This is a genomic window from Pseudomonas sp. SDO5591_S426 (genome assembly GCF_054070755.1).
Map to the genome: position 1 here is coordinate 61,216 of NZ_JBSVXD010000005.1, position 22,128 is coordinate 83,343.

The 22,128-nt window shown below is 56.9% G+C and carries 22 protein-coding genes; 8 read left to right on the forward strand and 14 right to left on the reverse strand.

The annotated features are described in order from the left end of the window. Positions 1-8: 8 nt before the first annotated feature. From ACW9JC_RS02475 to ACW9JC_RS02485, 3 genes are all read right to left on the reverse strand, one after another. On the reverse strand, positions 9-1,082 hold the full coding sequence (locus ACW9JC_RS02475; protein WP_457453377.1) for a glycosyltransferase: 1,074 nt from the start codon (positions 1,080-1,082) through the stop codon (positions 9-11). 105 nt (positions 1,083-1,187) lie between these two features. Then, on the reverse strand, positions 1,188-3,416 hold the full coding sequence (locus ACW9JC_RS02480; protein WP_457453378.1) for a polysaccharide biosynthesis tyrosine autokinase: 2,229 nt from the start codon (positions 3,414-3,416) through the stop codon (positions 1,188-1,190). A 44-nt stretch (positions 3,417-3,460) separates the two neighbouring features. Continuing rightward, positions 3,461-3,901 (reverse strand): low molecular weight protein-tyrosine-phosphatase, encoded by a 441-nt coding sequence (locus tag ACW9JC_RS02485; RefSeq protein WP_457453380.1) that lies wholly within the window; start codon positions 3,899-3,901, stop codon positions 3,461-3,463. A gap of 325 nt (positions 3,902-4,226) precedes the next feature. Between ACW9JC_RS02485 and ACW9JC_RS02490 the strand changes: the two genes are divergently transcribed. Then, complete coding sequence (locus tag ACW9JC_RS02490; RefSeq protein WP_457453381.1) at positions 4,227-5,198, forward strand: glycosyl hydrolase family 5; 972 nt, start codon at positions 4,227-4,229, stop codon at positions 5,196-5,198. 4 nt (positions 5,199-5,202) lie between these two features. Here the strand turns inward: ACW9JC_RS02490 and ACW9JC_RS02495 are convergent, their stop codons facing one another. Then, entirely contained in the window at positions 5,203-5,601 is a 399-nt protein-coding gene (locus tag ACW9JC_RS02495) for a hypothetical protein (protein WP_457453383.1), read from the reverse strand. Between the two features lie 382 nt (positions 5,602-5,983). On the opposite strand from ACW9JC_RS02495, the gene tal reads away from it, so the two are divergent. Continuing rightward, positions 5,984-6,910 (forward strand): transaldolase, encoded by a 927-nt coding sequence (gene tal, locus ACW9JC_RS02500; protein ID WP_457453384.1) that lies wholly within the window; start codon positions 5,984-5,986, stop codon positions 6,908-6,910. 72 nt (positions 6,911-6,982) lie between these two features. Here the strand turns inward: tal and rssC are convergent, their stop codons facing one another. The 3 genes from rssC to ACW9JC_RS02515 form a co-directional block, all read right to left on the reverse strand. Further along, positions 6,983-7,465 (reverse strand): anti-sigma factor antagonist RssC, encoded by a 483-nt coding sequence (rssC, locus tag ACW9JC_RS02505; RefSeq protein WP_095196979.1) that lies wholly within the window; start codon positions 7,463-7,465, stop codon positions 6,983-6,985. Then, the gene (gene rssB, locus ACW9JC_RS02510) at positions 7,465-8,646 is read right to left on the reverse strand and encodes a two-component system response regulator RssB (RefSeq protein WP_095196980.1); all 1,182 of its coding nucleotides are present in this window, start codon (positions 8,644-8,646) and stop codon (positions 7,465-7,467) included. The genes rssC and rssB overlap by 1 nt, the downstream gene beginning before the upstream one ends. Positions 8,647-8,976: 330 nt before the next feature. Beyond that, positions 8,977-9,666: an MlaA family lipoprotein gene (locus ACW9JC_RS02515; RefSeq protein ID WP_448107005.1), complete on the reverse strand. Its 690-nt coding sequence runs from the start codon at positions 9,664-9,666 to the stop codon at positions 8,977-8,979. A 200-nt stretch (positions 9,667-9,866) separates the two neighbouring features. Here ACW9JC_RS02515 and ACW9JC_RS02520 point away from each other — a divergent pair, with 200 nt between their 5' ends. After that, the gene (locus ACW9JC_RS02520; RefSeq protein WP_457453386.1) at positions 9,867-10,487 is read left to right on the forward strand and encodes an HAD family phosphatase; all 621 of its coding nucleotides are present in this window, start codon (positions 9,867-9,869) and stop codon (positions 10,485-10,487) included. Positions 10,488-10,611: 124 nt separating this feature from the next. Further along, complete coding sequence (locus ACW9JC_RS02525; protein ID WP_338585659.1) at positions 10,612-10,875, forward strand: DUF4404 family protein; 264 nt, start codon at positions 10,612-10,614, stop codon at positions 10,873-10,875. Between the two features lie 105 nt (positions 10,876-10,980). On the opposite strand, the gene queF is transcribed toward ACW9JC_RS02525, so the two are convergent. Both queF and copI read right to left on the reverse strand, forming a co-directional pair. Next, positions 10,981-11,811 carry an NADPH-dependent 7-cyano-7-deazaguanine reductase QueF gene (queF, locus tag ACW9JC_RS02530; protein WP_457453387.1) on the reverse strand — a complete coding sequence of 277 codons (831 nt, stop codon included), beginning with the start codon at positions 11,809-11,811 and terminating at the stop codon, positions 10,981-10,983. 61 nt (positions 11,812-11,872) lie between these two features. Further along, positions 11,873-12,421, reverse strand: a complete 549-nt coding sequence (gene copI / locus ACW9JC_RS02535; protein ID WP_457453388.1) for a copper-resistant cuproprotein CopI — start codon at positions 12,419-12,421, stop codon at positions 11,873-11,875. 155 nt (positions 12,422-12,576) lie between these two features. Here copI and ACW9JC_RS02540 point away from each other — a divergent pair, with 155 nt between their 5' ends. Then, positions 12,577-13,257 (forward strand): heavy metal response regulator transcription factor, encoded by a 681-nt coding sequence (locus ACW9JC_RS02540; protein WP_457453390.1) that lies wholly within the window; start codon positions 12,577-12,579, stop codon positions 13,255-13,257. Beyond that, on the forward strand, positions 13,257-14,606 hold the full coding sequence (locus tag ACW9JC_RS02545) for a heavy metal sensor histidine kinase (protein WP_457453391.1): 1,350 nt from the start codon (positions 13,257-13,259) through the stop codon (positions 14,604-14,606). Before ACW9JC_RS02540 ends, ACW9JC_RS02545 begins: the two co-directional genes overlap by 1 nt. Before the next feature lie 123 nt (positions 14,607-14,729). Here the strand turns inward: ACW9JC_RS02545 and ACW9JC_RS02550 are convergent, their stop codons facing one another. From ACW9JC_RS02550 to ACW9JC_RS02560, 3 genes are all read right to left on the reverse strand, one after another. Continuing rightward, on the reverse strand, positions 14,730-15,974 hold the full coding sequence (locus ACW9JC_RS02550) for a lipoprotein-releasing ABC transporter permease subunit (RefSeq protein WP_338585652.1): 1,245 nt from the start codon (positions 15,972-15,974) through the stop codon (positions 14,730-14,732). A gap of 65 nt (positions 15,975-16,039) precedes the next feature. Further along, the gene (gene lolD / locus ACW9JC_RS02555; protein WP_457453392.1) at positions 16,040-16,723 is read right to left on the reverse strand and encodes a lipoprotein-releasing ABC transporter ATP-binding protein LolD; all 684 of its coding nucleotides are present in this window, start codon (positions 16,721-16,723) and stop codon (positions 16,040-16,042) included. A gap of 7 nt (positions 16,724-16,730) precedes the next feature. Further along, entirely contained in the window at positions 16,731-17,981 is a 1,251-nt protein-coding gene (locus ACW9JC_RS02560) for a lipoprotein-releasing ABC transporter permease subunit (RefSeq protein WP_457453393.1), read from the reverse strand. Between the two features lie 94 nt (positions 17,982-18,075). Between ACW9JC_RS02560 and ACW9JC_RS02565 the strand changes: the two genes are divergently transcribed. Together ACW9JC_RS02565 and ACW9JC_RS02570 are read left to right on the forward strand one after the other, a co-directional pair. Beyond that, a complete protein-coding gene (locus ACW9JC_RS02565; protein WP_338585649.1) occupies positions 18,076-18,657 on the forward strand; it encodes a PilZ domain-containing protein in 582 nt (193 codons plus the stop codon). A 14-nt stretch (positions 18,658-18,671) separates the two neighbouring features. Continuing rightward, a complete protein-coding gene (locus ACW9JC_RS02570) occupies positions 18,672-19,394 on the forward strand; it encodes a glycerophosphodiester phosphodiesterase (protein WP_457453394.1) in 723 nt (240 codons plus the stop codon). A gap of 42 nt (positions 19,395-19,436) precedes the next feature. Here ACW9JC_RS02570 and sthA read toward each other — a convergent pair whose 3' ends face one another. After that, positions 19,437-20,831: a Si-specific NAD(P)(+) transhydrogenase gene (gene sthA, locus ACW9JC_RS02575; protein ID WP_338585647.1), complete on the reverse strand. Its 1,395-nt coding sequence runs from the start codon at positions 20,829-20,831 to the stop codon at positions 19,437-19,439. A 207-nt stretch (positions 20,832-21,038) separates the two neighbouring features. Next, the gene (locus tag ACW9JC_RS02580; RefSeq protein WP_457453398.1) at positions 21,039-22,019 is read right to left on the reverse strand and encodes an FAD:protein FMN transferase; all 981 of its coding nucleotides are present in this window, start codon (positions 22,017-22,019) and stop codon (positions 21,039-21,041) included. Positions 22,020-22,128: the final 109 nt, after the last annotated feature.

Below are 22,128 nucleotides of genomic sequence, written 5' to 3' on the forward strand. Positions count from 1 at the left end.
TAACAAGTTCAAACAGAATACGCGTCATAGGTTTGCCGAATCATCAACGTTGCGCTGAAGCGTTCGCGCACCTTATTACGACTTTCGGTACCGAGTTCCAACAGCGTTTGCTTCTTGAGATTCAGCAATATGCTGGCAAGCCCCTGATGATCGCCCGTCGAGAACAGGTAGCCGGTAATGTTGTTCGTCACCAACTCGGGAAGCGATGTACAGTCACTGGCAATCACCGGCACGCCCATGGCCATACCTTCGAGGGGAACCATGGCAAAGCCCTCCCAACGACTTGGCACAATCAGGGCATCCGCCGTTTTGTATAATTCGTTTACTTCAGCGGGAGTCACCCACGGCAAGTACTCCACGGCGTCAATATCGGGGCGCTCGACGGAGTCATCATTGACAGCACTGCCGACGACGGTGAGCTTCAAGTCAGTTCGATCGACTGCAGTGAAAGCCTTCAGCAACACATCGAAGCCTTTCTGGTAGTCCAGTCGACCTACAAACAAGAGCTGAATATTCGCGCCCTCACTCGAGCTGGCCTGATCACTTTTGTAGTGAATGCCGTTATAGATCAGCTTCATGCGGTGACGATCGATACCAAATGATGCTGCTTTATCCAGCTCGTACTGACTGACGCAGATAATGACATCCGTCACTTTCTGCAAAAGCCGCTCAACCAGCGAATACACTTTCTGTTTGACTGGAGAACCCTCCATCAAGAACGAAAAAGCGTGGGGGCAGTAGACAATTTTCGGCGACCGCCAAGGGCGCAGAACCAGACAGACACACCGACCAATGACACCGGAGAAGGTACTGTGCAAGTGCACGACGTCCGGTTTTTCCTTGAAGATCACACGGGTCATTTGCCAGGCAAAACGCAACAGGGACAACACATCCCTCTTCTTTCTTGAAAAGGTTCTGATGTTTTCTTCATTGATCCCGTGTAGTTCTTTCTTCTGGTCGAGCGGAACCAGATAAACCAATTCGTACTGCGAAGCGTCATCTTGAGGGGGAGTCGATATCGTACGAATGACCGTCGCAACGCCACCTTTAATGGTTTCCGCCACGTGTAATATTTTTTTCATAATCCACCTTTCTCCATGAACTTAGTCGCAGGCAAAACAGCGCTGAGAGCGGGTAGTTTTGGTCTACCCACTCTCAATCCAACTGACTGGTAAATAGAGTTCACATCAGGATTTATCAGAAGCGTACTCGTAGTTGTAATAGGCATAGCTGCCATTACCGTAGTAGCTGGACGCCCGCTTTTCGACACCATTGAAAATAGCGCCCTTCAACTCGATCCCGTTCTGCGCAAACCGACGAATTGTCAGCTCGATCTCTTTGGCAGGGTTCACACCAAAGCGAGTCACGATCAAATTAATGGCGGCTTCACGCCCAACGATTGCAGCATCTGTAACGGCCAGGAGCGGTGGCGTATCGATGATGACTACATCGTAGAGTTTACTCAGCTCTGCCAGGAGCTCTCTGAAGTTGGCATGCATCAACAGTTCTGATGGATTAGGCGGTACCTGTCCACGGCTGATGAAATGCAGGTTATCAACCTCGAGCTTATTGATTGCCTGCTCAATACTGCAGCGCTTGGTTAGAAGGTCTGATAAACCGTTGCTGATTGGAGTAGCGAGGGACTTGTGCAGATGACCTTTGCGCATATCGGCATCAATCAATACAACCCTCTGCCCGCTTTGAGCAATGACTGCGGCCAGGTTAGAGGAAACAAACGTCTTGCCCACTTGCGGGCTAGGACCGGAAATCATGATCCGGTTATTGGTCGCATCCAGCCCCGCAAAATGCAAACAGGTGCGCAAGCTGCGGATCGATTCGATTGAGAGGTCAGTGGGATTACGCTGCGCCAGCAGGAAAGACTGACTGTTGACGCCATTGGCCAACCGAAGTTTTTTACTGTCTTCTTCCTGCTGCAGGACGCTGTATGGAATGGACGCATAGACCGGCAGCCCGAGTTTCTCGATAGCGTCCGGCCCTTCGATGCCTCGGCCCAACGATTTACGCACCAACACCAAGGCAACTCCGACAAATCCACCCAGGAGAGTAGCAGCAAGAATGATCAAGGCTTTGCGTGGTTTTACCGGCGAGGTAATGTCGACATCGGCCGTATCGATCAAGCGTGCATTACCGACCGCCCCGGCCCTGACGATGTCCAGCTCCTGGGATTTATTCAGCAGCTGGGTATAGATCTGTGTCGCCACTTCCACATCACGAGTGAGATTCAGCAGCTCCTGTTGTGTTGCAGGAAGATCCTGGACCTTCTTCTCCAAACCGTGGCGCTGTTTGTTCAAATCCCCTAACTGAGCCATCAAGGCGCGGTAGGTCGGGTGCTCTCGGGTGAACTTGCGATCCAGGTCCGCTTGCTGCAGTTTTAAATCGGAGATGCGCGTATCCAAAACCACCATCTGCTCAAGAACCGACTTGGTTTCGAGTGAAATATTGACTGTATTTCCGCGGGTTTGATAGCTGTTCAGCGCATTGCTGGCCTTGGCTAGATCTTCTTTGACCTGAGGGAGCTGTGCCTGGAGGAAATCCAGACTCTGGGCCGCCTCGGCAGACGTGCGCTGCACGTTCTGCTCTACATAAAGCGACGCAATTTTGTTCAGAATCTTTACCGCCAGGGCGTAGTCAGTGCTGGCCAGCGCCAGGCTGATAATGCCCGACTCCTTGCCTTGCTCGGACACTTCAAGGACGTCCTGGTAATTCTGGATGGTGACAATTCGTGGATTGCGAACGACTTCGAATTTAGCGCCAGGATTAGCGTCCATGTGCGCGACGAGCACCTCGACCCCGTTCTCCATGACGGTTGCGCCTGTGGTGCCATCGGCCAACAAACCGCCATCTTCATCATAGAGCTGGAAGCGGTTCTGCTCTGCGGCAATCAGGGTCAATTTTTCGCCCAACAGCTCATCAGGCAGGGTGAGCTTTTCGATTTCCAGGCGCTCGCCCCCCCAGGCGAAACTGTTCAAGCCGAAGAGCGGAGGCGAAACACTTTGCGCAGGGGTACTTTTATAGCGCCGGGCAATAAAACCACCCACGATGGGAAAGGTCTTGGGCGTTGTCACAATATCCAGGCGCAGATCATCGACGGTTTTACCAATGACCGCACGGGACTTGATGATTCCAATCTCGGTCGCCGCCGGGGATTGCCCACCGAGCATGCTGCTGATATCCGAGAAGCCCAACATGTCGTTCTTTTTCGGCTCGACCTGTACCAGGGCGTTTGCCAAATACACGGGCGACGACAATATCGAGTAGGCCGCACCGGTCACCATGAATGCTCCGGTAATGGCACCTATCAGCCACTTATGATCAATCAATGTGCCAAGCAAACCAAGAAGATCAATCTCGTCTCTATCTTTATCTCGGTCGCTGACTACTGACGGTAACTGCATAAGTTATATTCTTTACCATTAATGCTAATCTGAAAAATCATCCATCAACGTCCGAGGCGCTGCGCCCATGCGCAAACAGCATCTTCAATCAATGCATGGGCATGGACAAAAGCAGCTTTTCCTTGACGATACGGGTCCTTTATTTCGCGTTCACTCTGCCACTTCCCCAGAAGAAACACTTTACCTCTCGCGTGCGATGCGATACCTAGCACGTCTTTTACATGCTTGTTCTCCATCACCAGAATGAGGTCTGACTCATCAATAATGTCTGGAGTAATCTGCCGCGCTTTAAAACCGTCAACAACGACTTCCTTCTCTTCAAGAACGAGCCGAGCGTCGGGCTCCATAGGCTCGCCCACCCGCGCGGCCAGACCTGCGGAACTCACTACGATATCTGAAGATTCCAGCGCGTCGCGAAGCAACAGTTCGGCAGTAGGGCTTCGACAAATGTTGCCAACGCAAACAATAAGAATATTTCTGAACAAGGCTACTCTTCCCGTGCTGTGTCGATTCGGCCAATGTATTTCGGGGACATGAGTGAACCGACAGAATCGGTCCCGCATTCAGAGATGGCTCAATATTGCCAATGCTGGTGCATTAAATACCACGACCTATAAAAAACGCCCAAAGAGAATATCTGGACCAAAAATAACCAGAACGCCCCAAAAGGCAAAAACCCGACAAAAAATAACATTGAAGAACTTTTACTTTTAGCCGTAATCAATCAGTGATATGGGGAACCGAACAGCAAACATCCTCCTACCACCCCATATAAAAGAGAAGCTTATATATTTGCCAGGAGAGTCAGACATGAAATGGACAAAATCCAGATTGCTCGCAACCTCAAGCTTTGTCTTGCTCAACGCAGTTTGCACTGCCTTCGCCAGTGAAACCTTTCCCGCACTTACACAAGACAACAAAACGATCGGCATTCAAGTAAAGATTCAAAATTTCACCACTTCCGACGCTCAACAGATCAAGACCGCCGGCTTCGCGTTTGTGCGCCTTGATGTATGGTCCAACAGCCTGGGAAGCACTGCATACCAAACCCAGCTAAAAAATGCCTTTACCGCTGCAAGCTCCGCGAATTTGCCGGTGCTGATGACGGTTCGCTCGTTAAAAGCATTGACCAGCAACACCACCGACGGCAGCCACGACCTCGCGACTGCAGGAGAATCGTTCGCCCAGTCGGTCATTGATTTGGAGAAAACCTATCACTCTCAGCTTTTGGCTATCGAAATCTGGAACGAACCGGACCTGCCGACCTACTGGCCAACCGGCAACTTCGAGACCACATTTGTTCCTTTCATGAGCGCAGTCTGTAACTCATTGAATAAACGCGTCGCCTCAACCCCAGTCATCGGCTTCGGGTTCGCAAAGGCGCCAACCAAAGACTCCATGAGCACAATTGCCCTGACCAGGATTCTCACTGACCACCCAAAATGCCTGAACGCGATTTCGTATCACCCCTATGGAGTGTCGACCTCAGAAATCAACCGCACCCAGACTTTCATCATGGACACCTTCAAGTTACCGGGTGTCGCTTCCGAATGGGGAGTGCCGTCAGTCAGCGGCACCGGAGGAACAGCCGGCCAAGCATCAAAAATCACAAATTTCATTACAGAGATTAAAAAGCGGAACGTACCGTTGTTTTCAATCTACGAATGGAAAAACAATGACTCAGGGAGTAACGACGGAGAGAGAAATTTTGGTTTGGTAACGTCGGATGGTAAACCCAAGCCTGCAGCAATTGCGGTACAAGCGATATTGAATCCCCAGTAACCAATCAAATTTCCGCTGACGGGCCGCTAACTTTGTTAGTGGCCTGCGTATAACTCGCCTCATCCATGGCCAATGCTGCCTCCACCAAGGCTTCCAATAATACGCCTTGCGCCTCAAGGCGCTGATCTTGCTTGAAGTTACGCGAGTCATTCATTTGCCTGATCAACACATGAGTAACATGGAAGGGCGTGTTACATCCCACGCGTTTTAGCCAGACGGGAATTTTCCTTGCAGCTTTGACTTGGCCCATTCCAAGTATTCCAGCCATATTGTCCGGATGATTGCATCTCGAAACAGCCATCAGTTGCTCAAAAACCTCAGTCAGTTTCTTTAAGGTATAACCAAGAACGAGATCATCGAAGGTCTCCACAATGCCAGCCACCCGCTTACCCTGTGAAGTCATAACCCCATCCAGTACAGATACATATCAGCTTCACATTACATGGCATTTGATCCTGACTATTTGACATATTTTAACGTTATAACTCGCAGCGACTTGATGCGTTGATTAATGCCACCACGCATGCCCCAATATCACCTGGAACGGCAAATGGCGCTGAATCACCGACTTGACCCATGTGAGAGAAGTTGCCGCAACGGGGTCACCGGTCATTTGCTTTGAACCTGCGCGCCGTTTTGGCATCGTATTTACCGGTACTGCGCCCCCACCATTCAAACAACCGTTTTCAGGTTGTCGCCATCGGGGCCATCGATACACGTACACGCCCTTGAGTGGCTGTCAGCGCTCGGGTAATGTCATCAGACCCATAGGACAGAGCACGCCCATGACTTCCAAGCTGGAACAACTCAAACAAATGACCACCGTGGTCGCCGACACCGGCGACTTCGAAGCGATCGCTCGCGTTAAACCGGTAGACGCAACCACCAACCCTTCCCTGCTGCTCAAAGCCGCAGCCATTCCCGCCTATGCCGAGTTGTTGAACGCCAGCGTCAGCGACTGCAAGGGCGATGTGGGCCTGGCCAGTGACCGTTTTGGCGTTGCAGTGGGTCAGGAAATTCTGAAAGTGATCCCGGGCCGTATCTCCACCGAAGTGGATGCGCGCCTCTCGTTCGACACCGATGCCGTGCTCAAGCGTGCACATCGTCTGATCGAACTGTACGAAAAGGCCGGTATTGGCCGCGACCGCGTATTGATCAAGATCGCGTCCACTTGGGAAGGCATCCGCGCGGCCGAGATTCTGGAGAAGGAAGGCATCCAGACCAATCTGACCTTGCTGTTCTCCTTCGCTCAGGCAGCCGCCTGCGCTGACGCCGGGGTGTTCCTGATTTCGCCGTTCGTGGGTCGTATCTATGACTGGCACAAGAAAGCCACCGGCAACGAGTACACCGGTGCGGACGACCCTGGTGTGCAGTCGGTGACGCGCATCTACAACTACTACAAGGCCAACGATTACAAAACCGTGGTCATGGGCGCCAGCTTCCGCAACCTGAGCCAGATCGAGCAACTGGCCGGCTGCGACCGCTTGACCATCAGCCCGGACCTGATCGACAAGCTGGCAGCAGATACCGGCAAACTGGAGCGCAAACTGGCGCCAGGTCATGCCGGTGAAGCGCGTTTGAACCTCAATGAAACGCAATTCCGCTGGTTGTCCAACGAGGACGCCATGGCGACCGAGAAACTGGCTGAAGGCATTCGCCAGTTCGCTCGTGACCAGGAGAAGCTTGAGGCTTTGCTGCAGGCCAAGCTGTAACGGCTGACAGGCAACGCAAAAAGGGCGAACCCTCACAGGTTCGCCCTTTTTTATGCGCGCTTGCTTATGGTGTCAGTGCCGCTCCAGCGCATTCACCAGATCATGGAACGCTTCACGATTGGAGTCGTTCAGGCCCATGAGGATCTTGTGCGCTTCAAGCACCTTGATCCGCACCACTTCTTCGGACTGATCCTGGTCTGGCAGGTCGTCCAGGCACTCAGGGCATGGCACAGGCTTGTCAACGATGTTGAAGACCTGCTCGAAGCCCATGGATTGCAACAGACGGGTAATGTCTTCGTGGGTGGTGACGACCGTCGGCAGCAAGCCGACTTTCTGCCGCGACAGGATCGACAGTTTGGCCAGCAGGCCAAGTGTGGTGCTGTCGATGCTGCGGGTTTCGGTCAAATCGATCACGATCGCGTTGAAATTCATCGCGGTGAAGATTTTCTCAATAGTCGCATCCAACGCCGAACACAGGGTCAGGCGAACTTCACCGACGAATTTCAGGACGAAGGTGCCGTCCTGCTCGGCGAACTGGATTCTACCGGTACTCATTAAAGATTCCTGCTCAACACCAACAGGGCGATATCATCCGGCATCTCCCCTAGCGTGGCCAATCCAAAAACCTGCCGCAGACCATCCAGGCTGCCGCCCGCTGCCTTGACCCGTTGGGGCAACGCAGCTTCTTTTTCTTTGAGTGTGGGTTCTGGCAAAAGGTCCAGAATGCCATCAGACATCAGCGTCAGGCTGAACGTCGGCGGCAGCTCCAGCACGTGGTCTTCGTAGGTGGCTTCATTGAAGAGGCCCACCGGCAAGCCACGTCCTTCCAGATAACGAACACTGTCGGGTGTGTACAACACAGGCAACGGCAAATGACCACCGATGCTATAGGTCAACAAACCTGTCTCCTCGTCGATGACTCCACCGACCATTGTGACGTGTTTACCCAGCTTACAACTGATCAGGCCCCGGTTGATATGACCAAGAACCTCTGAAGGCTTGAATTCCGGCAATGTGCCGCTGCGCTTGGACTCGAACAACAAGCGCGTGGTCATGAACTTCAGCAGCACGGTGACGAAGGCTGAAGAGGCGCCATGACCGGAAACGTCCGCGAGATAGAACGCGACACGACGCTCATCGACCCGGAAGTAGTCGACAAAATCACCCGACAGGTACAGCGACGGGATGATCTGGTGAGCGAACTTGAACTCGTCGATGGCCCAGGGGCTGACCGGCAGCATGTTCATCTGCACCTGGCGACCGGCGTTCTGGTCTTCCTGGAGCAGGTTCAGGCTGGCGGCGAGCTCGCGGTTGGCCTTTTCCAGCTTCTCGCGGTAACGCTGGTTTTCCAGCAGCAGGCGCGCGCGATCCAGGGCCCGACGCACAGAGTGCTCAAGCACAGCCAGATCTTCGAGAGGCTTGATCAGGTAATCCGCCGCGCCCAGGCGCAATGCCTCGACCGCGTCGTTCATCACGCCGGCACCCGACACCACGATCACAGGGGTTTGCGGTGAAAGTTCGGTGACCTGGCGAATGAGTTCGAGCCCGCCCATCTGCGGCATGCGCAGATCGCAGATGACCAAGTCGGGCTTGTCTTGCTCGAATACCTGAAGACCCTGCTGACCATTGCTGGCCTGCAAGACGCTGAAACCACTGTCTTCCAAATAGGCGGCGAGGCTCGCGCGCACTACTTCGTCATCATCGATTATCAGCAGCGTGGCACTGGTTTTTGGCATGTGGGCAAACGGCGCCAGAATTAGGTTGGCGTAGCGGCTCGGGATTTTGGCCCGGCTCACACTACTGGATTCGCTTTCTAGCCTCTCTGTCGCACTGTTATCGAGCACTTGCCCTACACACAGGTTCACCAGAGGTGCCCTTCTAAGGCGCAGACGGTACTCCCATCCGCGAGGCGTTTCAAGCTCACGCCGATGGTCGCTTGACATCCACTTGTGTCAAATCACCGGGAGTTATAAGAACAGCCAAAACCGAAACTCAAAGTAAGGACGTTCGAGGTCGAAAAATGCAGAAGGCGGCACAATGGCCGCCTTCTTTTTTACCGGTAGAAATCAGAAATCGTCTTCGACCTGGCCGTCTTTCACCTTGAATTCACGGTTCTGCAAGTACGCGTTACGAATGAAGGTGTACTTGTCGCCAGTGATCAGTTTCTCAGAGGACAGCAGGTTCGCCCGGGTATCGACAATGTTCAGGCCGAAGACCGAATTGCGCACCGGCACATCGTTGATATAGCGATACGGGCCGGTGTAGCTGTCGACGAGTTTCGAAGGCGCATCACGCAAGGTGCTTGGGCCAAGCAGCGGCAGCATCACGTATGGACCACTGCCTACGCCCCAAAAGCCGAGTGTCTGGCCGAAGTCTTCGTCATTGCGTTGCAGGCCCATTTTGGTGCCGACGTCGAAGAAACCCAGCAGGCCGAAGGTGGTGTTGAAGATCAAGCGTGCAGTGTCGACACCAGCCGCTGCCGGTTTGGCCTGCAGGATATCGTTGGCGAGGTTGGTCACATCGCCGACGTTGCGGAACATGTTGTGGATGCCGTCTTCAAGGAACTGCGGCGTCACGAACTGGTAGCCCTGGGCCAAAGGCTTCAGTGCATAGGTATCGAGCACGTCGTTGAATTTATAGATCGGGCGGTTGATGCTTTCCCAAGGGTCATCTTCCGACGCTGCCTGGGCAACGAACGGAACCAGCATCGCGCTGGCGCACACACAAAACTGAGCTAGATGATTGCTCCAGCGCATAGAAGAACTCCTTGGACTGTACCGTCGCCGAGCGCTGGGCTCGACGCAAAGACCGCTAGTATAAGACGGAAACGCCACTTTAGGCAGCATCGCAGCCGGACGCCTGCGGGTAGTTCCTGTCGATTGTGAGCGATTCACATCCATGTCACTCAACTGTCACCGACGGACCTTAGCCTTGAGGCTATTTCAGGGACGTTGACATGCCGCACGCCGAAACCAAGCCTCAAACCGCGCCGAACCTGACTGCCGTGCTGTTCGGCCTCAGTGGTTGCCTGGTGGATTTCGGCGCTCACACGCGTCTGAACAGCGGCCATTTGGCCGAACACGCCGAGGCGACCCCCGGCGCGCTCGACAGCCTGCGCAGCTTGCAGCTCCAGCAAATTCCTTGCGCCTGGCTCGATGAACTGCCCCCTGCCCTCAGCCAATCCCTGGCAATCGCCCTGCCGGAATGGGTCAAACCCTCGCAACACCTTGCAACAATCAATCCTTGGCCGGCACCCAATGCATGCTGGCAGGCACTGATGGAGCTGAACGTCGAACGACTCGATGGTTGCGTGCTGGTCAGCGGCGAACCACACCTGCTGCAATCAGGGCTCAATGCCGGTCTGTGGACCATCGGCCTGGCATCCTGCGGCTCGCTTTGCGGACTTTCGCCCATGCAATGGCAGGCTTTGTCCCAGCAGGAGCGGGACATCAAGCGCGGCAAGGCAACGATGCAATTGTTTGGTCTCGGTGTGCATTCGGTGATCGATCATCTCGGTGAACTCGACACCTGCCTGGCGGATATCAGCCTGCGTCGGCTCAAGGGCGAAAAGCCCTGATCGCCGCCTCACACCTATGAAGCATGCAGGTTACGCGGGAGTGGATTAATCTAAAGGTCAGCCATAGACCTTTGGCCTGACGCTGCGGTCTATGCCAGTGCCAATCGAGAGAAGGAAGAACGCCATGCCTGCCCGCGAACTGCAAGAACAGCTCAATGCCCTGCGCGAGCAATTGGAACAGAATCCTCCGCTGACTGAAGTCGAGCGCGAAGACCTGCGTACTCTGATGCAACAGATCGAACTGGAGCTTGAGCTCGAAACCAAAACCCAAGACTCCAGCATTGCCGACAACGTAAACCTGGCCGTTGAACGCTTCGAACTCGAACACCCTACCCTTGCCGGCACCCTGCGCAACATCGGGCAAGCCCTGGTCAACATGGGAATCTGAACCCACAAAACCTTGTAGGAGCGAGCTTGCTCGCGATGGAGTGTCAGCTAACTTGATGTCGACTGATACACCATCGCTAGCAGGCTAGCTCCCACAGGTAGAGGGTTACTGGCGGACCAGACGATGGTTCGGCAGCTGTACGGTTTCAGTGCTCCGATACGGATTGATATCCAACCCGCCACGTCGTACATAGCGCGCATACACCGTCAATTTCTCCGGTTTGAGCAGCCGTTGCAGATCGAGGAAAATCCGCTCCACGCACTGCTCATGGAAGTCCGAGTGCTGGCGGAAGCTGACGATGTACTCCAGCAGACTGGCGTGATCCAGCGCCGCACCACGGTACTCCACCACCACGCTGCCCCAGTCCGGCTGACTGGTGACCGGGCAATTGGACTTGAGCAAGTGGCTGTGCACGCTCTCTTCGACAATGCGCGAATCATCGCAACGCAGCAGTTCCGGACGCGGATGTTCGTAGTTGCTGACGCTGATATCCAGTTCATCGATGCACACACCCGGCAACGCAACGACGCCTTCAGCCTCGACCTCTTTCAGGCTACGGACGCGCACGCCGACCGTTTTGCCGGCGGCGGCCGACAGGTCTTTGACCAGCGTCGCTTCCAGGGTGGCGGTATCGGCAAACGGCGTCTGGTTCAGGGAGTTGAGGTACAGCTTGAACGACTTCGACTCGATGATGTTCGGCGAGTCCGCCGGGATGCTGAACTCACCGATCGCCACCACCGGTTTGCCCGACGGCAACAGCCACGACAGTTCGAAGCAGTTCCAGAAATCCACACCCTTGTACGGCAAGGTTTGCGCCGTCAGGCCCAGCTCGGCCCACTTCGCGGTGCGCGGGATCGGGAACAGCAGGGACGGTGTGTAAGTGGCGATGTATTCGCTGGATTTGCCCAGCGGCGAATGTTCGGCTGCGGGATGCATGGCGGAAACCTGACTGAAGAATCAGCGGATTCTATCAGCCTTTGCTCCCGCCTTTGAGTGCTTACTGACTGACAGTCAATTTGCCGACCATGCCGGCCTGATAGTGGCCGGGAATGTTGCAGGCAAACTCCAGGTTGGTGGCCTTGCTGAAAGTCCAGGTCAGTTCGGCGGTTTTGCCCGGTTCCACCAGCACGCTGTTGGGGTCGTCGTGTTTCATGCCGCTCTTCGTGTCATGTCCCATGGCACCGTGATCCATATCGGCCATGCTGCCGTGATCCATTTCCTTCACGCCCGTAGGCGTCAGCATGCCGCTTTGCTGCATCTGCAACATTTCCTGTTGATGTTTAACGTGCATCGCCGCATCACCGAGGTTGAATTCGTGCAGCAACTGACCTTTATTCACCAGCACGAAGCGCACGGTTTCCCCAGCCTTGATATTGATGGCCTTGGGCGTGAAAGTCATGTCGCCCATCACCACTTCAACACTGCGGCTCGCCTTGGATGCCGGGGCCGGCTGACCGAAGTCATAGGTAGGCGCCGGCGACGCCCACACCGGCGAACTCAATGCCAACACACAGGTGACCAGCAGTACAGATTTGCGCAGAAACATCGTCGTACTCCAACAAAATAAGGTTCAGCTTGCAGAAAACTCTAAACTTCCACCGCTGCCCGCAACCTGACAGCCAGATTACAACTTTGTCAGGTTGGCCTGCATTACCGTCGCCCGCGGTATAAAGCGTTTGTTCCATTTAGCCTGAGTTGCCCATGAAACTGCTGATCGTCGAAGACCAACCGAAAACCGGCCACTACCTGCGCCAAGGCCTGGCCGAGGCCGGTTTCAATACCGAACTGGTGGCCGATGGCAGCACCGGCCAGCAAATGGCGTTGAGCGGTGAGTACGCGCTGCTGATTCTCGATGTAATGCTACCCGGTCGCGATGGCTGGCAGATTCTGCAAGCGGTGCGCAGCGCGGGCCTGGACACGCCGGTGCTGTTTCTCACCGCACGCGACGCTGTGGAGGATCGGGTTTACGGCCTCGAACTCGGCGCCGACGATTATCTGGTCAAGCCTTTCGCTTTCTCCGAATTGCTGGCCCGGGTGCGCAGCCTGTTGCGCCGTGGCAGCAGTGCTACCCAGGACACCAGCCTGCAACTGGCCGATCTGCGCCTGGACCTGATCCGTCGCCGGGTGGAGCGCGGCGGCCAGCGCATCGACCTGACAGCCAAGGAATTTGCCCTGCTGGAAATGCTTCTGCGTCGCCAGGGCGAAGTGCTGCCCAAATCGTTGATCGCCTCCCAGGTCTGGGACATGAATTTCGACAGCGACACCAATGTCATCGAAGTCGCGATCCGTCGATTGCGCCTGAAGATCGACGATGAGTTCCCCAACAAACTGATCCATACCGTACGCGGCATGGGTTACGTGCTTGAAGAGCGTCCTGTCTGATGCGCCGATTGTCCTTGAGCAACCGTCTGGCACTACTGTTTGCGGCGTGCACCGCCGTGGTGTCGCTGTTTGCCGGAGTGTTGTTCAGCCGCGCCAGCGAGACGCACTTCATTGAACTCGACCAGCAACTACTGGATGGCAAGCTGATTGGCTTGCGCCGCGCGCTACACGACATTCAATCGAATGACAGCAAAATCAAACTGACCGATGAGTTGAGCCGGCAAGCAGATCTCTCGTTGCGGATCACCGGCAGCGACGGCCAACGCTGGTACGACAGCTCGGCGAGCCTGCCCGACAAGCTCCCGCAACAACCGGGCCTGTCGACCCTAAACGACGACGGCACCGACTACCGTGTGCTCAATGCGCCGCTGTTCGTCGACAAACCCGACTCCCCGCAACTGACGCTTTTGCTGGACATCACCCATCACCAGCATTTCCTGCAACGCATGCAGCACCTGATCTGGCTAACCGTTGGCCTGTCTGCCCTGGCCACTGCCCTGCTCGGTGCCTGGGCAGCGCGCAGCGGGTTGCGGCCATTGCGGCGCATCAGTGCCGTCGCCAGCGGCGTGTCGGCACAATCGCTCAATGCCCGCCTTCCAGAAGAAAACATGCCACCGGAGCTGGCGGAAATGGCCCACCACTTCAACGCCATGCTCGGACGTCTCGATGACTCATTTCAACGGCTGTCCGCGTTTTCCGCCGACATCGCCCATGAACTGCGCACACCATTGTCGAACCTGCTGACCCACACCCAGGTCACCCTCACCCGCCCACGCGCCCTTGAGGACTATCGCGAAGCGCTGCACAGCAATCTCGAAGAACTGCAATGGATGGCACAACTGGTCAACGACATGTTGTATCTGGCGAAAGCCGACCACGGCCTGTTGACGCTTAAACGCGAAACGCTGGAACTGGCGGATGAGACGGATGTGTTGCTGGAGTTTTTTGCACCGCTGGCGGAGGACGCCGGGGTGAAGCTGAGTCGTGAGGGGCATGCACAGATCGGGGGTGATCGCAGCATGTTGCGCCGGGCCTTGTCGAATTTACTGGATAACGCGTTACGGTTTACCCCGGTTGAGGGCTATGTGCGCTTGTCCATTCTCGATCAACCAAAAGGGGTGCGCGTGTCGGTCGAGAACAGCGGCGACGGAATTTCAGCGGAGTTGTTGCCCCGGCTATTTGATCGGTTTTATCGGGCTGATCCGGCGCGGCAGGAAGGTAGCAGTGAACATGCGGGGCTGGGGCTGGCGATCACTCAGTCCATCGTCCGGGCCCATGGTGGGCAGATTCGTTGCGAATCGGCTGATGGGTGGACGAGGTTTTTGATCGAGTTACCAAAGAAGGATTGAGGCTGGCAGAACTGGCCTCATCGCTGGCAAGCCAGCTCCCACAATGTACGGGTTGAATCACACCTGTGTGAACAACTCAAAACCCTGTGGGAGCTGGCTTGCCAGCGATAGCGATTTCAGCGTTTACGAATACCGCAACGCGTGAGCCGGTTCGATCTTCGCCGCACGCCAAGCCGGGTAAATAGTCGCCAGGAAGCTCAACACAAACCCAGCCGTGCAGATCAAGGCGACATCCCCGCCCTGCAACTCAGACGGCAAATTGCTGACGAAATACACGTCTGAACTGAAGATATGCTGCCCGGTGACCCGCTCCACCCAGCCCACCATCTCGCTGACGTTCAACGCCGCGATCACGCCGAGCACGCCACCAATCAAGGTGCCGACGATGCCGATCACAGTGCCCTGGACCATGAAGATAGCCATGATCTGGCGTGGCGTGGCACCGATGGTGCGCAGGATCGCGATGTCCGCGCCCTTGTCGTTCACCACCATGATCAAGGTCGCGATGATGTTGAACGCCGCCACCGCGACGATCATCAGCAACAACAAGCCGATCATGGTTTTTTCCATCTTCATCGCGCTGAACAGGCTGCCTTGAGTGTGGGTCCAGTCGTCAGCCTTGTAAGCGGCGCCCAACCCGGTGGCGATGGTGCTCGACACTTGCGGCGCCGCGTACAGATCCTTCACCGCCAGGCGCACGCTCTGCACCTGATTCGGCTCCCAATGCTGCATCTGCGCGGCGTCGGCAACGTGGATCAGGGCCATCGACCCGTCAAGTTCGGCGCCGACCTTGAACACGCCAACCACGTTCAAGCGCTGCATGCGCGGGGTAATGCCGCCCGGTGCATTGCTGACTTCCGGCACGATCAGAGTGATCTTGTCGCCGACGTTCAAGCGGAAGCGCCGCGCCGTGATCTCGCCGATCACCACGCCAAACTCGCCTGGCTTCAAGGCATCCAGTCGCCCCTGGACAATGTGCTTGGCCACGATCGACACCTGGCCTTCCAGCGCCGGATCGACGCCGCTGACCTGGATCGGTTGCATCGTGCCCTTGTAGGACAGCATGCCTTCCATCTCGGTGAACGGCACGGCGGCGGTGACTTCCGGGTTCTTCATGGCGGCAGCTGCAACGGGCTGCCAATCGTCAATCGGGTTAACGCCGACGATGGTCGCGTGCGGCACCATGCCGAGGATGCGCGAGCTCATTTCGCGCTGGAAGCCGTTCATCACCGACAGCACCACGATCATCGCCAGCACGCCTAGGGCGAGGCCGATCATCGAGGTCATCGAGATGAAGGAAACAAAGCGATTGCGGCGCTTGGCGCGGGTATAGCGCGTGCCGATAAAGATCGATAACGGTCTGAACATTCGCTGGGGCACCGTATAAAAATAAAGACCCGACGCACCTTTCAGCCGCGTCGGGTTTCAATCCGTTAGATGGGAGTCAGGCAACCTTCCTGCAAGTGCAGGACGCGGTCCATCTGGCGGGCCAGGTTCATGTCGTGGGTCACTACCAGGAACGCCGTGCGCATCGAGGTGCTGAGCTCCAGCATCAAGTCCTGAATGCCCTGGGCGGTGTGGGAGTCGAGGTTGCCGGTCGGCTCGTCGAGCATCACCAGACCCGGTTTGTTCACCAAGGCTCGGGCAATGGCCACACGCTGACGCTCGCCGCCGGACAGTTCCGCCGGTTTGTGTTCCAGGCGATGGCCCAGCCCTACTCGCTCCAGCAACGCCGTTGCGCGATGACGGGCTTCCGGGATCGGCGTCTTGCCGATCAGCAGTGGCATGCAGACGTTTTCCAGCGCGGTGAATTCCGGCAGCAGGTGGTGGAACTGGTACACGAAACCCAACGAGCGGTTACGCAGCAGGCCGCGCTTCTTCTCACTCAGCGCCGACAGTTCTTCACCGTCGAGCCAGACACTGCCCTTGGTTGGCGTATCAAGACCGCCCAGCAGGTTGAGCAAAGTACTTTTGCCCGAACCCGAGGTGCCGACAATCGCCACGCGCTCACCTGGATGCAGCTCCAGCTGCAGACCGGCCAGAACTTCTACCGACTCAGGACCTTCCTCGTAGGATTTTCCGAGGTTGCGGCAGCTCAAGATTGCTTTATCAGTCATGCCCGACTCACTCATAACGTAGCGCCTCCGCAGGCTGGGTGCGCGCGGCACGCCAGGCTGGATACAGGGTGGCGAGGAAACTCAGGACCAACGCCGCAGAACAGACCATCACCACGTCCTGGCTCTGCACTTGCGACGGCAGGTAATCGATGAAGTACACGTCGGCGTTGAGGAATTTATGCCCGATCAGGCCTTCGAGCGCCGAGATCGCAGCGCTGACGTTCAACGCGGCGAAGATCCCGACCACTGCGCCGATCGCCGTACCGACCACGCCAATGACCGTGCCTTGCACCATGAACGTGCGCATGATCGTCCCCGGCGTGGCGCCGAGGGTGCGCAGGATCGCGATGTCGCCCTTCTTGTCGTTCACCACCATCACCAGCGTGGAAATGATGTTGAACGCGGCGACCGCAACGATCAGCAGCAACAGCAGGCCGATCATGGCTTTTTCCATGCGGATCGCCTGATACAGGTTGCCGTGGGTACGGGTCCAGTCGCGGGCGTAGTAATGATCTTCGCCGAGCTCGCGAGCGATGCTCCACGCGGTGCGCGGTGCCTGGAACAGATCGTCGAATTTCAGGCGGATGCCCTGGACCTGATCCGGTTTCCAGCGATGCAACCGCGCCAGGTCCTGAAGATTGGTGATGCCCAGGTAACCGTCGATCTCGCCGGCGCCGACGTGGAAGATGCCGACCACGGTGAAGCGCTTCATGCGCGGGAACATCCCGGCCGGGGTCACGGTGACTTCCGGCGCGACGAAGGTCAGCTTGTCGCCGATCGCCGCGCCGAGCTTGGCCGCTGCCTTGTCGCCGATGACGATGCCGAACTCGCCGGGCTTCAGATCGTCGAGTTTGCCCTGCTGCATGAAGTGATCAATGATCGAAACCTGGCGCTCCAGCGCCGGGTCGATGGCATTGAGCAGGACTTTCGAGACCTTGCCGTTGTTGGTCAGCAGACCCTGCATTTGCGTGAACGGCGCCACGGCCGTCACCTGCGGGTTCTGCTTGACCTTGGCGGCCAGGCTTTGCCAATCGCTGATCGGCTCGCCGGATTCTATGGTCGCGTGGGGCACCATGCCCAGCACGCGGGTGCGCATCTCATGATCGAAGCCGTTCATGACCGACAGCACTACAATCATCACGACCACGCCAAGGGCGAGCCCGATCATCGAAGTCAGGGAAATGAATGACACAAAATGATTGCGACGCTTTGCACGGGTATAACGCGTGCCGATAAATACGAAGAGAGGTCTGAACATGTCGGGGCTTGTTCGGAGGGAAAAGGAACGTCCTTGTGGCGGGGGTCGATAACCAGCTTTACACTCAGACCACCGCCGCTACCATGGGTTCGCCATGTCGACATTAGATGAAGAAGATCGCCGCGAATACTACCGTATCGAGGACACGATCGCACTGGAAATTCGGCCCCTGTCCGCTCCCGAAGCCGCAGGCCAGGAAGTGTTGCAGGATGCTTCCCCACTCTTCAACCTGCTCAGCGAATTGCACCTGAGCGAATTCGAGTCGCAGCACCTGTTGCGCCAGATCAGCGAACGCGACCGCACGACCGCTGCATTCCTCAAGTCGCAGAACAAGCGCATCGACTTGCTGAGCCAGGTCGTCGCGCTGACGGTGCTGGGGCAGATCGGCGAGCCGCAGCCGGTGATCATTTCCGAAGGCGGCATCGACTTTCAGCATCCAACGCCTATCGCCACCGACGCACGCCTGTCGGTCAAACTGGTGCTGATGCCGCAAGCCCTGGGCCTGTTGCTGCGCGCTCGCGTCACCCATTGCGACCGCAAGGGCGATGGCTACGACGTCGGCACCGAGTTCGAACACCTGACCGACGCCCAGCGACAGCTGCTCGCCCGCCACATCTTGCAAAAGCAGGCCCAGGAACGACGTCTGGCCCGCGAACAACTCGAATCCGGCAATTAATTTAAGGAAGAACCGTGACCCTCATCTACGGCCATCGCGGCGCCAAGGGCGAAGCACCGGAAAATACCCTGACCAGTTTTCAGGAATGTCTCAAGCACGGCGTACGCCGCTGCGAACTGGACCTGCACCTGTCCATGGATGGCGAGTTGATGGTCATCCACGACCCGACACTCAAGCGCACTACTGACCGGCGCGGCAAGGTGGTCGAACATACGGCGGCAGAGCTGGTGACCTACGACGCGCGCAAAGGCGGACCGGGCTGGATCAAACCCTGCCCGATTCCGACGCTCGAAGAACTGTTCGAGAAATGCGACTTCGATCACTGGCAACTAGAGGTCAAGAGCGCCTCACGCACCCGCGCCGCGACCACCGTGCTGGCGATCCGCGAAATGGCACAACGGCATGGCCTGCTGGACAAGGTGACCATCACCTCGAGCTCCCGGGAAGTGCTGAAAGCCGCGCTGGACCTGGTGCCGGACGTCTCTCGTGGAATGGTGGCCGAGTACGCCTGGCTCGACCCGTTGAAGGTCGCGGCAAGCTATGGCTGTGAGATTCTGGCGCTGAACTGGACCCTGTGTACGCCGGAACGCCTGCAGAAGGCGCAGCGTCAGGGGCTGCATGTGTCGGTATGGACAGTCAACGAGCCCGCGCTGATGCGCAGACTCGCCGACTTCGGCGTTGACAGCCTGATTACAGACTTTCCCGGTTTGGCCACTGCCACGCTCGAGAATTGCTGAAATCGGTCTCCCCGGCCGGCTCAGGCCACCGGCCGGAGCCGCTCAAAAAAGCCGGTTGAGGCCGTCGTAAGCCGCTACCCGATAGGCTTCGGCCATGGTCGGGTAGTTGAACGTGGTGTTGACGAAGTACTTCAGGGTGTTGAGCTCGCCCGGCTGGTTCATGATCGCCTGACCGATGTGCACGATCTCCGACGCCTGATAACCGAAGCAGTGAACGCCCAGCACTTCCAGGGTTTCACGGTGGAACAGGATCTTCAGCATGCCTTGCGGCTCACCGGCGATCTGCGCACGCGCCATGCTCTTGAAGAACGCCTTGCCCACTTCGTACGGCACTTTGGCCTGGGTCAGTTCCTGCTCGTTCTTGCCGATCGAGCTGATCTCCGGAATGGTGTAGATGCCGGTCGGCACGTCATTCACGAAACGCCAGCTGCCATTATCGACGATGCTGCCCGCCGCCGAACGACCCTGGTCGTGTGCGGCACTGGCCAGGCTTGGCCAGCCGATAACGTCGCCGGCGCCATAAATGTTCTGGATGCCGGTGCGATAGTTTTCGTCGACTTCGATCTGGCCACGGCCATTGACCTTCACGCCGATGTTTTCCAGACCCAACTGATCGGTGTTGCCGGTACGACCGTTGCACCAGAGCAAGGCGTCGGCCTTGATCTTCTTGCCGGACTTGAGGTGCAGGATCACGCCGTTGTCCACGCCTTCGACGCGGTCGTAGTCTTCGTTGTGGCGAACCGTGATGTTGTTGTTGCTGAAGTGATAACTCAGCGCCTGGGAAATTTCCGAGTCGAGGAAGCTCAGCAACTGACCACGGTTATCCACCAGTTCAACCAGTACACCCAGACCGCTGAAGATCGAGGCGTATTCGCAACCAATCACGCCAGCGCCGTAAACGATGAGTTTGCGCGGAGTGTGGCCGAGGCTGAGGATGGTGTCGCTATCGTAGATACGCGGATGGTGGAAATCGATGTCCGCCGGGCGATACGGGCGCGAACCGGTGGCGATGATGATGTGTTTGGCCACCAGTTTTTCGACCACGCCGTTGGCGCAGACCACTTCCACAGTTTGCTCGTCGGCGAAGCTGCCGGTGCCGAAGAATACATCGACGCGGTTACGGGCGTAGTAGCCGGTACGCGAGGCGACTTGTTTGGAAATGACTTTCTCGGCGCTTTTCAACACGTCCGGGAACGAGAACCAGCGCGGCTCACCAATGGCCCGGAACATCGGGTTGGTGTTGAACTGCATGATCTGCCGGACCGAGTGACGCAGTGCCTTGGACGGGATGGTGCCCAAGTGAGTGCAGTTGCCGCCGACCTGGCGACGGCTATCGACCATCGCCACCTTGCGCCCTGCCTTGGCGGCGTTCATTGCCGCGCCTTCCCCTGCCGGGCCGGAACCCAGCACCACCACGTCGTAGTTGTAGACAGCCATGCGTACTCCTCAGAACAGGCCGTGACGCCATCGGCGCCTGCGGCTAAATCACGCCAATCTGTGGCGTGAAGGAACAATTTGGGGCCAGTGCAGAACCCGGACACAGTCTATAGAAGCGTCAACGCCGCGCACATTAACCCTTGGTCGCGTCGTAGGCTACTTTTGCCTGCGCTACAACGCCAGTTTTCAATGCTCAAATCGCCGAAATCATTCGGTTTTTCTGCCACTGAGGCGTTCAAAAGCGTGACTGCTGCGTGTGACGAAACCTGTATCGGCACGAATCACAAAAAATGCGCCGATATCGTGTTTTTCTACGTAGTCCCAACCGCGCTCCGGGCCGAGAATCAACAACAGCGTCGATAAGCCATCGGCCATCAACGCAGAAGGATGAATTACCGTAACGGACGCTAGCGCGTGTGAGACCGGCGCACCGGTGCGGGCATCGAAGGTGTGGGAATAACGCTGGCCGCCCTGCGAGAAATAATTGCGGTAGTCGCCAGACGTGGAGAGCCCGAAGCCGTCGATGGCGACGATGCGCTCGGCCACTTGTTGATCATCGCGAGGTTCTTCCAGGGCAATGCGCCACGGTGAGCCGCCGAGCTTCTTGCCGGAGGCCTTGAGTTCGCCGGTCACTTCGACAAGAAAGTCATGAATCCCGAGCGTTTCGAGCTTCGCGGCAATCGTGTCCACCGCGTAGCCGGCAGCGATGCTGTTGAAATCGACTTCGACCGCAGCGTCCTTGCACAACTGGTCACCGTTGATGCGCAAGTGACCATGACCGACTCGCTGGCGCGCCTTGGCGATCGCCTCGGCCGTCGGGACTTTTTCTTCTCGAGTCTGAGGGCCGAAACCCCAAAGATTGAGCAGCGGCTCCACCGTCAAATCGTAGGAACCGTCGCTTTGCACTGACAGTTGCTCGCCCACGCGGACCAGTTCGAGGATCGACGCGGGCATTTTCTGACAGTGGTTGGCGGGCAATTGGTTGAAGCGTTCGATGTCGGAGTCACTGCGGTAGGTCGACATTTGTTGATCGACTTCAGCCAGGATTTGTTCGACTTCGCCGCGGACTTCTGTCGGAGCGGGAGCACCAGTCTGGCGCACGTACTTGATCGACCAAGTGCTGCCCATGGTCGGGCCGCCGAAGCTTTCCAGCGTGTCGCCGTTACCGCAGGCGGACAACGCACCCATCAGCGCCAGAAAAAAAACCTTCCAACCGCTCAAAAAATCTCGCCTCTACTGACACCAAGATAAAAGATCGCAGCCTTCGGCAGCTCCTACAGGATTGCATACCTTTGCA

Excerpts from the sequence above, each read along its gene's own strand:
- ACW9JC_RS02475 (WP_457453377.1), bottom strand. The coding sequence starts at position 1,082 with ATGAAAAAAATATTACACGTGGCGGAAACCATTAAAGGTGGCGTTGCG.
- ACW9JC_RS02480 (WP_457453378.1), bottom strand. The coding sequence starts at position 3,416 with ATGCAGTTACCGTCAGTAGTCAGCGACCGAGATAAAGATAGAGACGAG.
- ACW9JC_RS02490 (WP_457453381.1), top strand. The coding sequence starts at position 4,227 with ATGAAATGGACAAAATCCAGATTGCTCGCAACCTCAAGCTTTGTCTTG.
- ACW9JC_RS02495 (WP_457453383.1), bottom strand. The coding sequence starts at position 5,601 with ATGACTTCACAGGGTAAGCGGGTGGCTGGCATTGTGGAGACCTTCGAT.
- tal (WP_457453384.1), top strand. The coding sequence starts at position 5,984 with ATGACTTCCAAGCTGGAACAACTCAAACAAATGACCACCGTGGTCGCC.
- rssC (WP_095196979.1), bottom strand. The coding sequence starts at position 7,465 with ATGAGTACCGGTAGAATCCAGTTCGCCGAGCAGGACGGCACCTTCGTC.
- rssB (WP_095196980.1), bottom strand. The coding sequence starts at position 8,646 with ATGCCAAAAACCAGTGCCACGCTGCTGATAATCGATGATGACGAAGTA.
- ACW9JC_RS02515 (WP_448107005.1), bottom strand. The coding sequence starts at position 9,666 with ATGCGCTGGAGCAATCATCTAGCTCAGTTTTGTGTGTGCGCCAGCGCG.
- ACW9JC_RS02520 (WP_457453386.1), top strand. The coding sequence starts at position 9,867 with ATGCCGCACGCCGAAACCAAGCCTCAAACCGCGCCGAACCTGACTGCC.
- ACW9JC_RS02525 (WP_338585659.1), top strand. The coding sequence starts at position 10,612 with ATGCCTGCCCGCGAACTGCAAGAACAGCTCAATGCCCTGCGCGAGCAA.
- queF (WP_457453387.1), bottom strand. The coding sequence starts at position 11,811 with ATGCATCCCGCAGCCGAACATTCGCCGCTGGGCAAATCCAGCGAATAC.
- copI (WP_457453388.1), bottom strand. The coding sequence starts at position 12,421 with ATGTTTCTGCGCAAATCTGTACTGCTGGTCACCTGTGTGTTGGCATTG.
- ACW9JC_RS02540 (WP_457453390.1), top strand. The coding sequence starts at position 12,577 with ATGAAACTGCTGATCGTCGAAGACCAACCGAAAACCGGCCACTACCTG.
- ACW9JC_RS02545 (WP_457453391.1), top strand. The coding sequence starts at position 13,257 with ATGCGCCGATTGTCCTTGAGCAACCGTCTGGCACTACTGTTTGCGGCG.
- ACW9JC_RS02550 (WP_338585652.1), bottom strand. The coding sequence starts at position 15,974 with ATGTTCAGACCGTTATCGATCTTTATCGGCACGCGCTATACCCGCGCC.
- lolD (WP_457453392.1), bottom strand. The coding sequence starts at position 16,723 with ATGACTGATAAAGCAATCTTGAGCTGCCGCAACCTCGGAAAATCCTAC.
- ACW9JC_RS02560 (WP_457453393.1), bottom strand. The coding sequence starts at position 17,981 with ATGTTCAGACCTCTCTTCGTATTTATCGGCACGCGTTATACCCGTGCA.
- ACW9JC_RS02565 (WP_338585649.1), top strand. The coding sequence starts at position 18,076 with ATGTCGACATTAGATGAAGAAGATCGCCGCGAATACTACCGTATCGAG.
- sthA (WP_338585647.1), bottom strand. The coding sequence starts at position 20,831 with ATGGCTGTCTACAACTACGACGTGGTGGTGCTGGGTTCCGGCCCGGCA.
- ACW9JC_RS02580 (WP_457453398.1), bottom strand. The coding sequence starts at position 22,019 with ATGGGTGCGTTGTCCGCCTGCGGTAACGGCGACACGCTGGAAAGCTTC.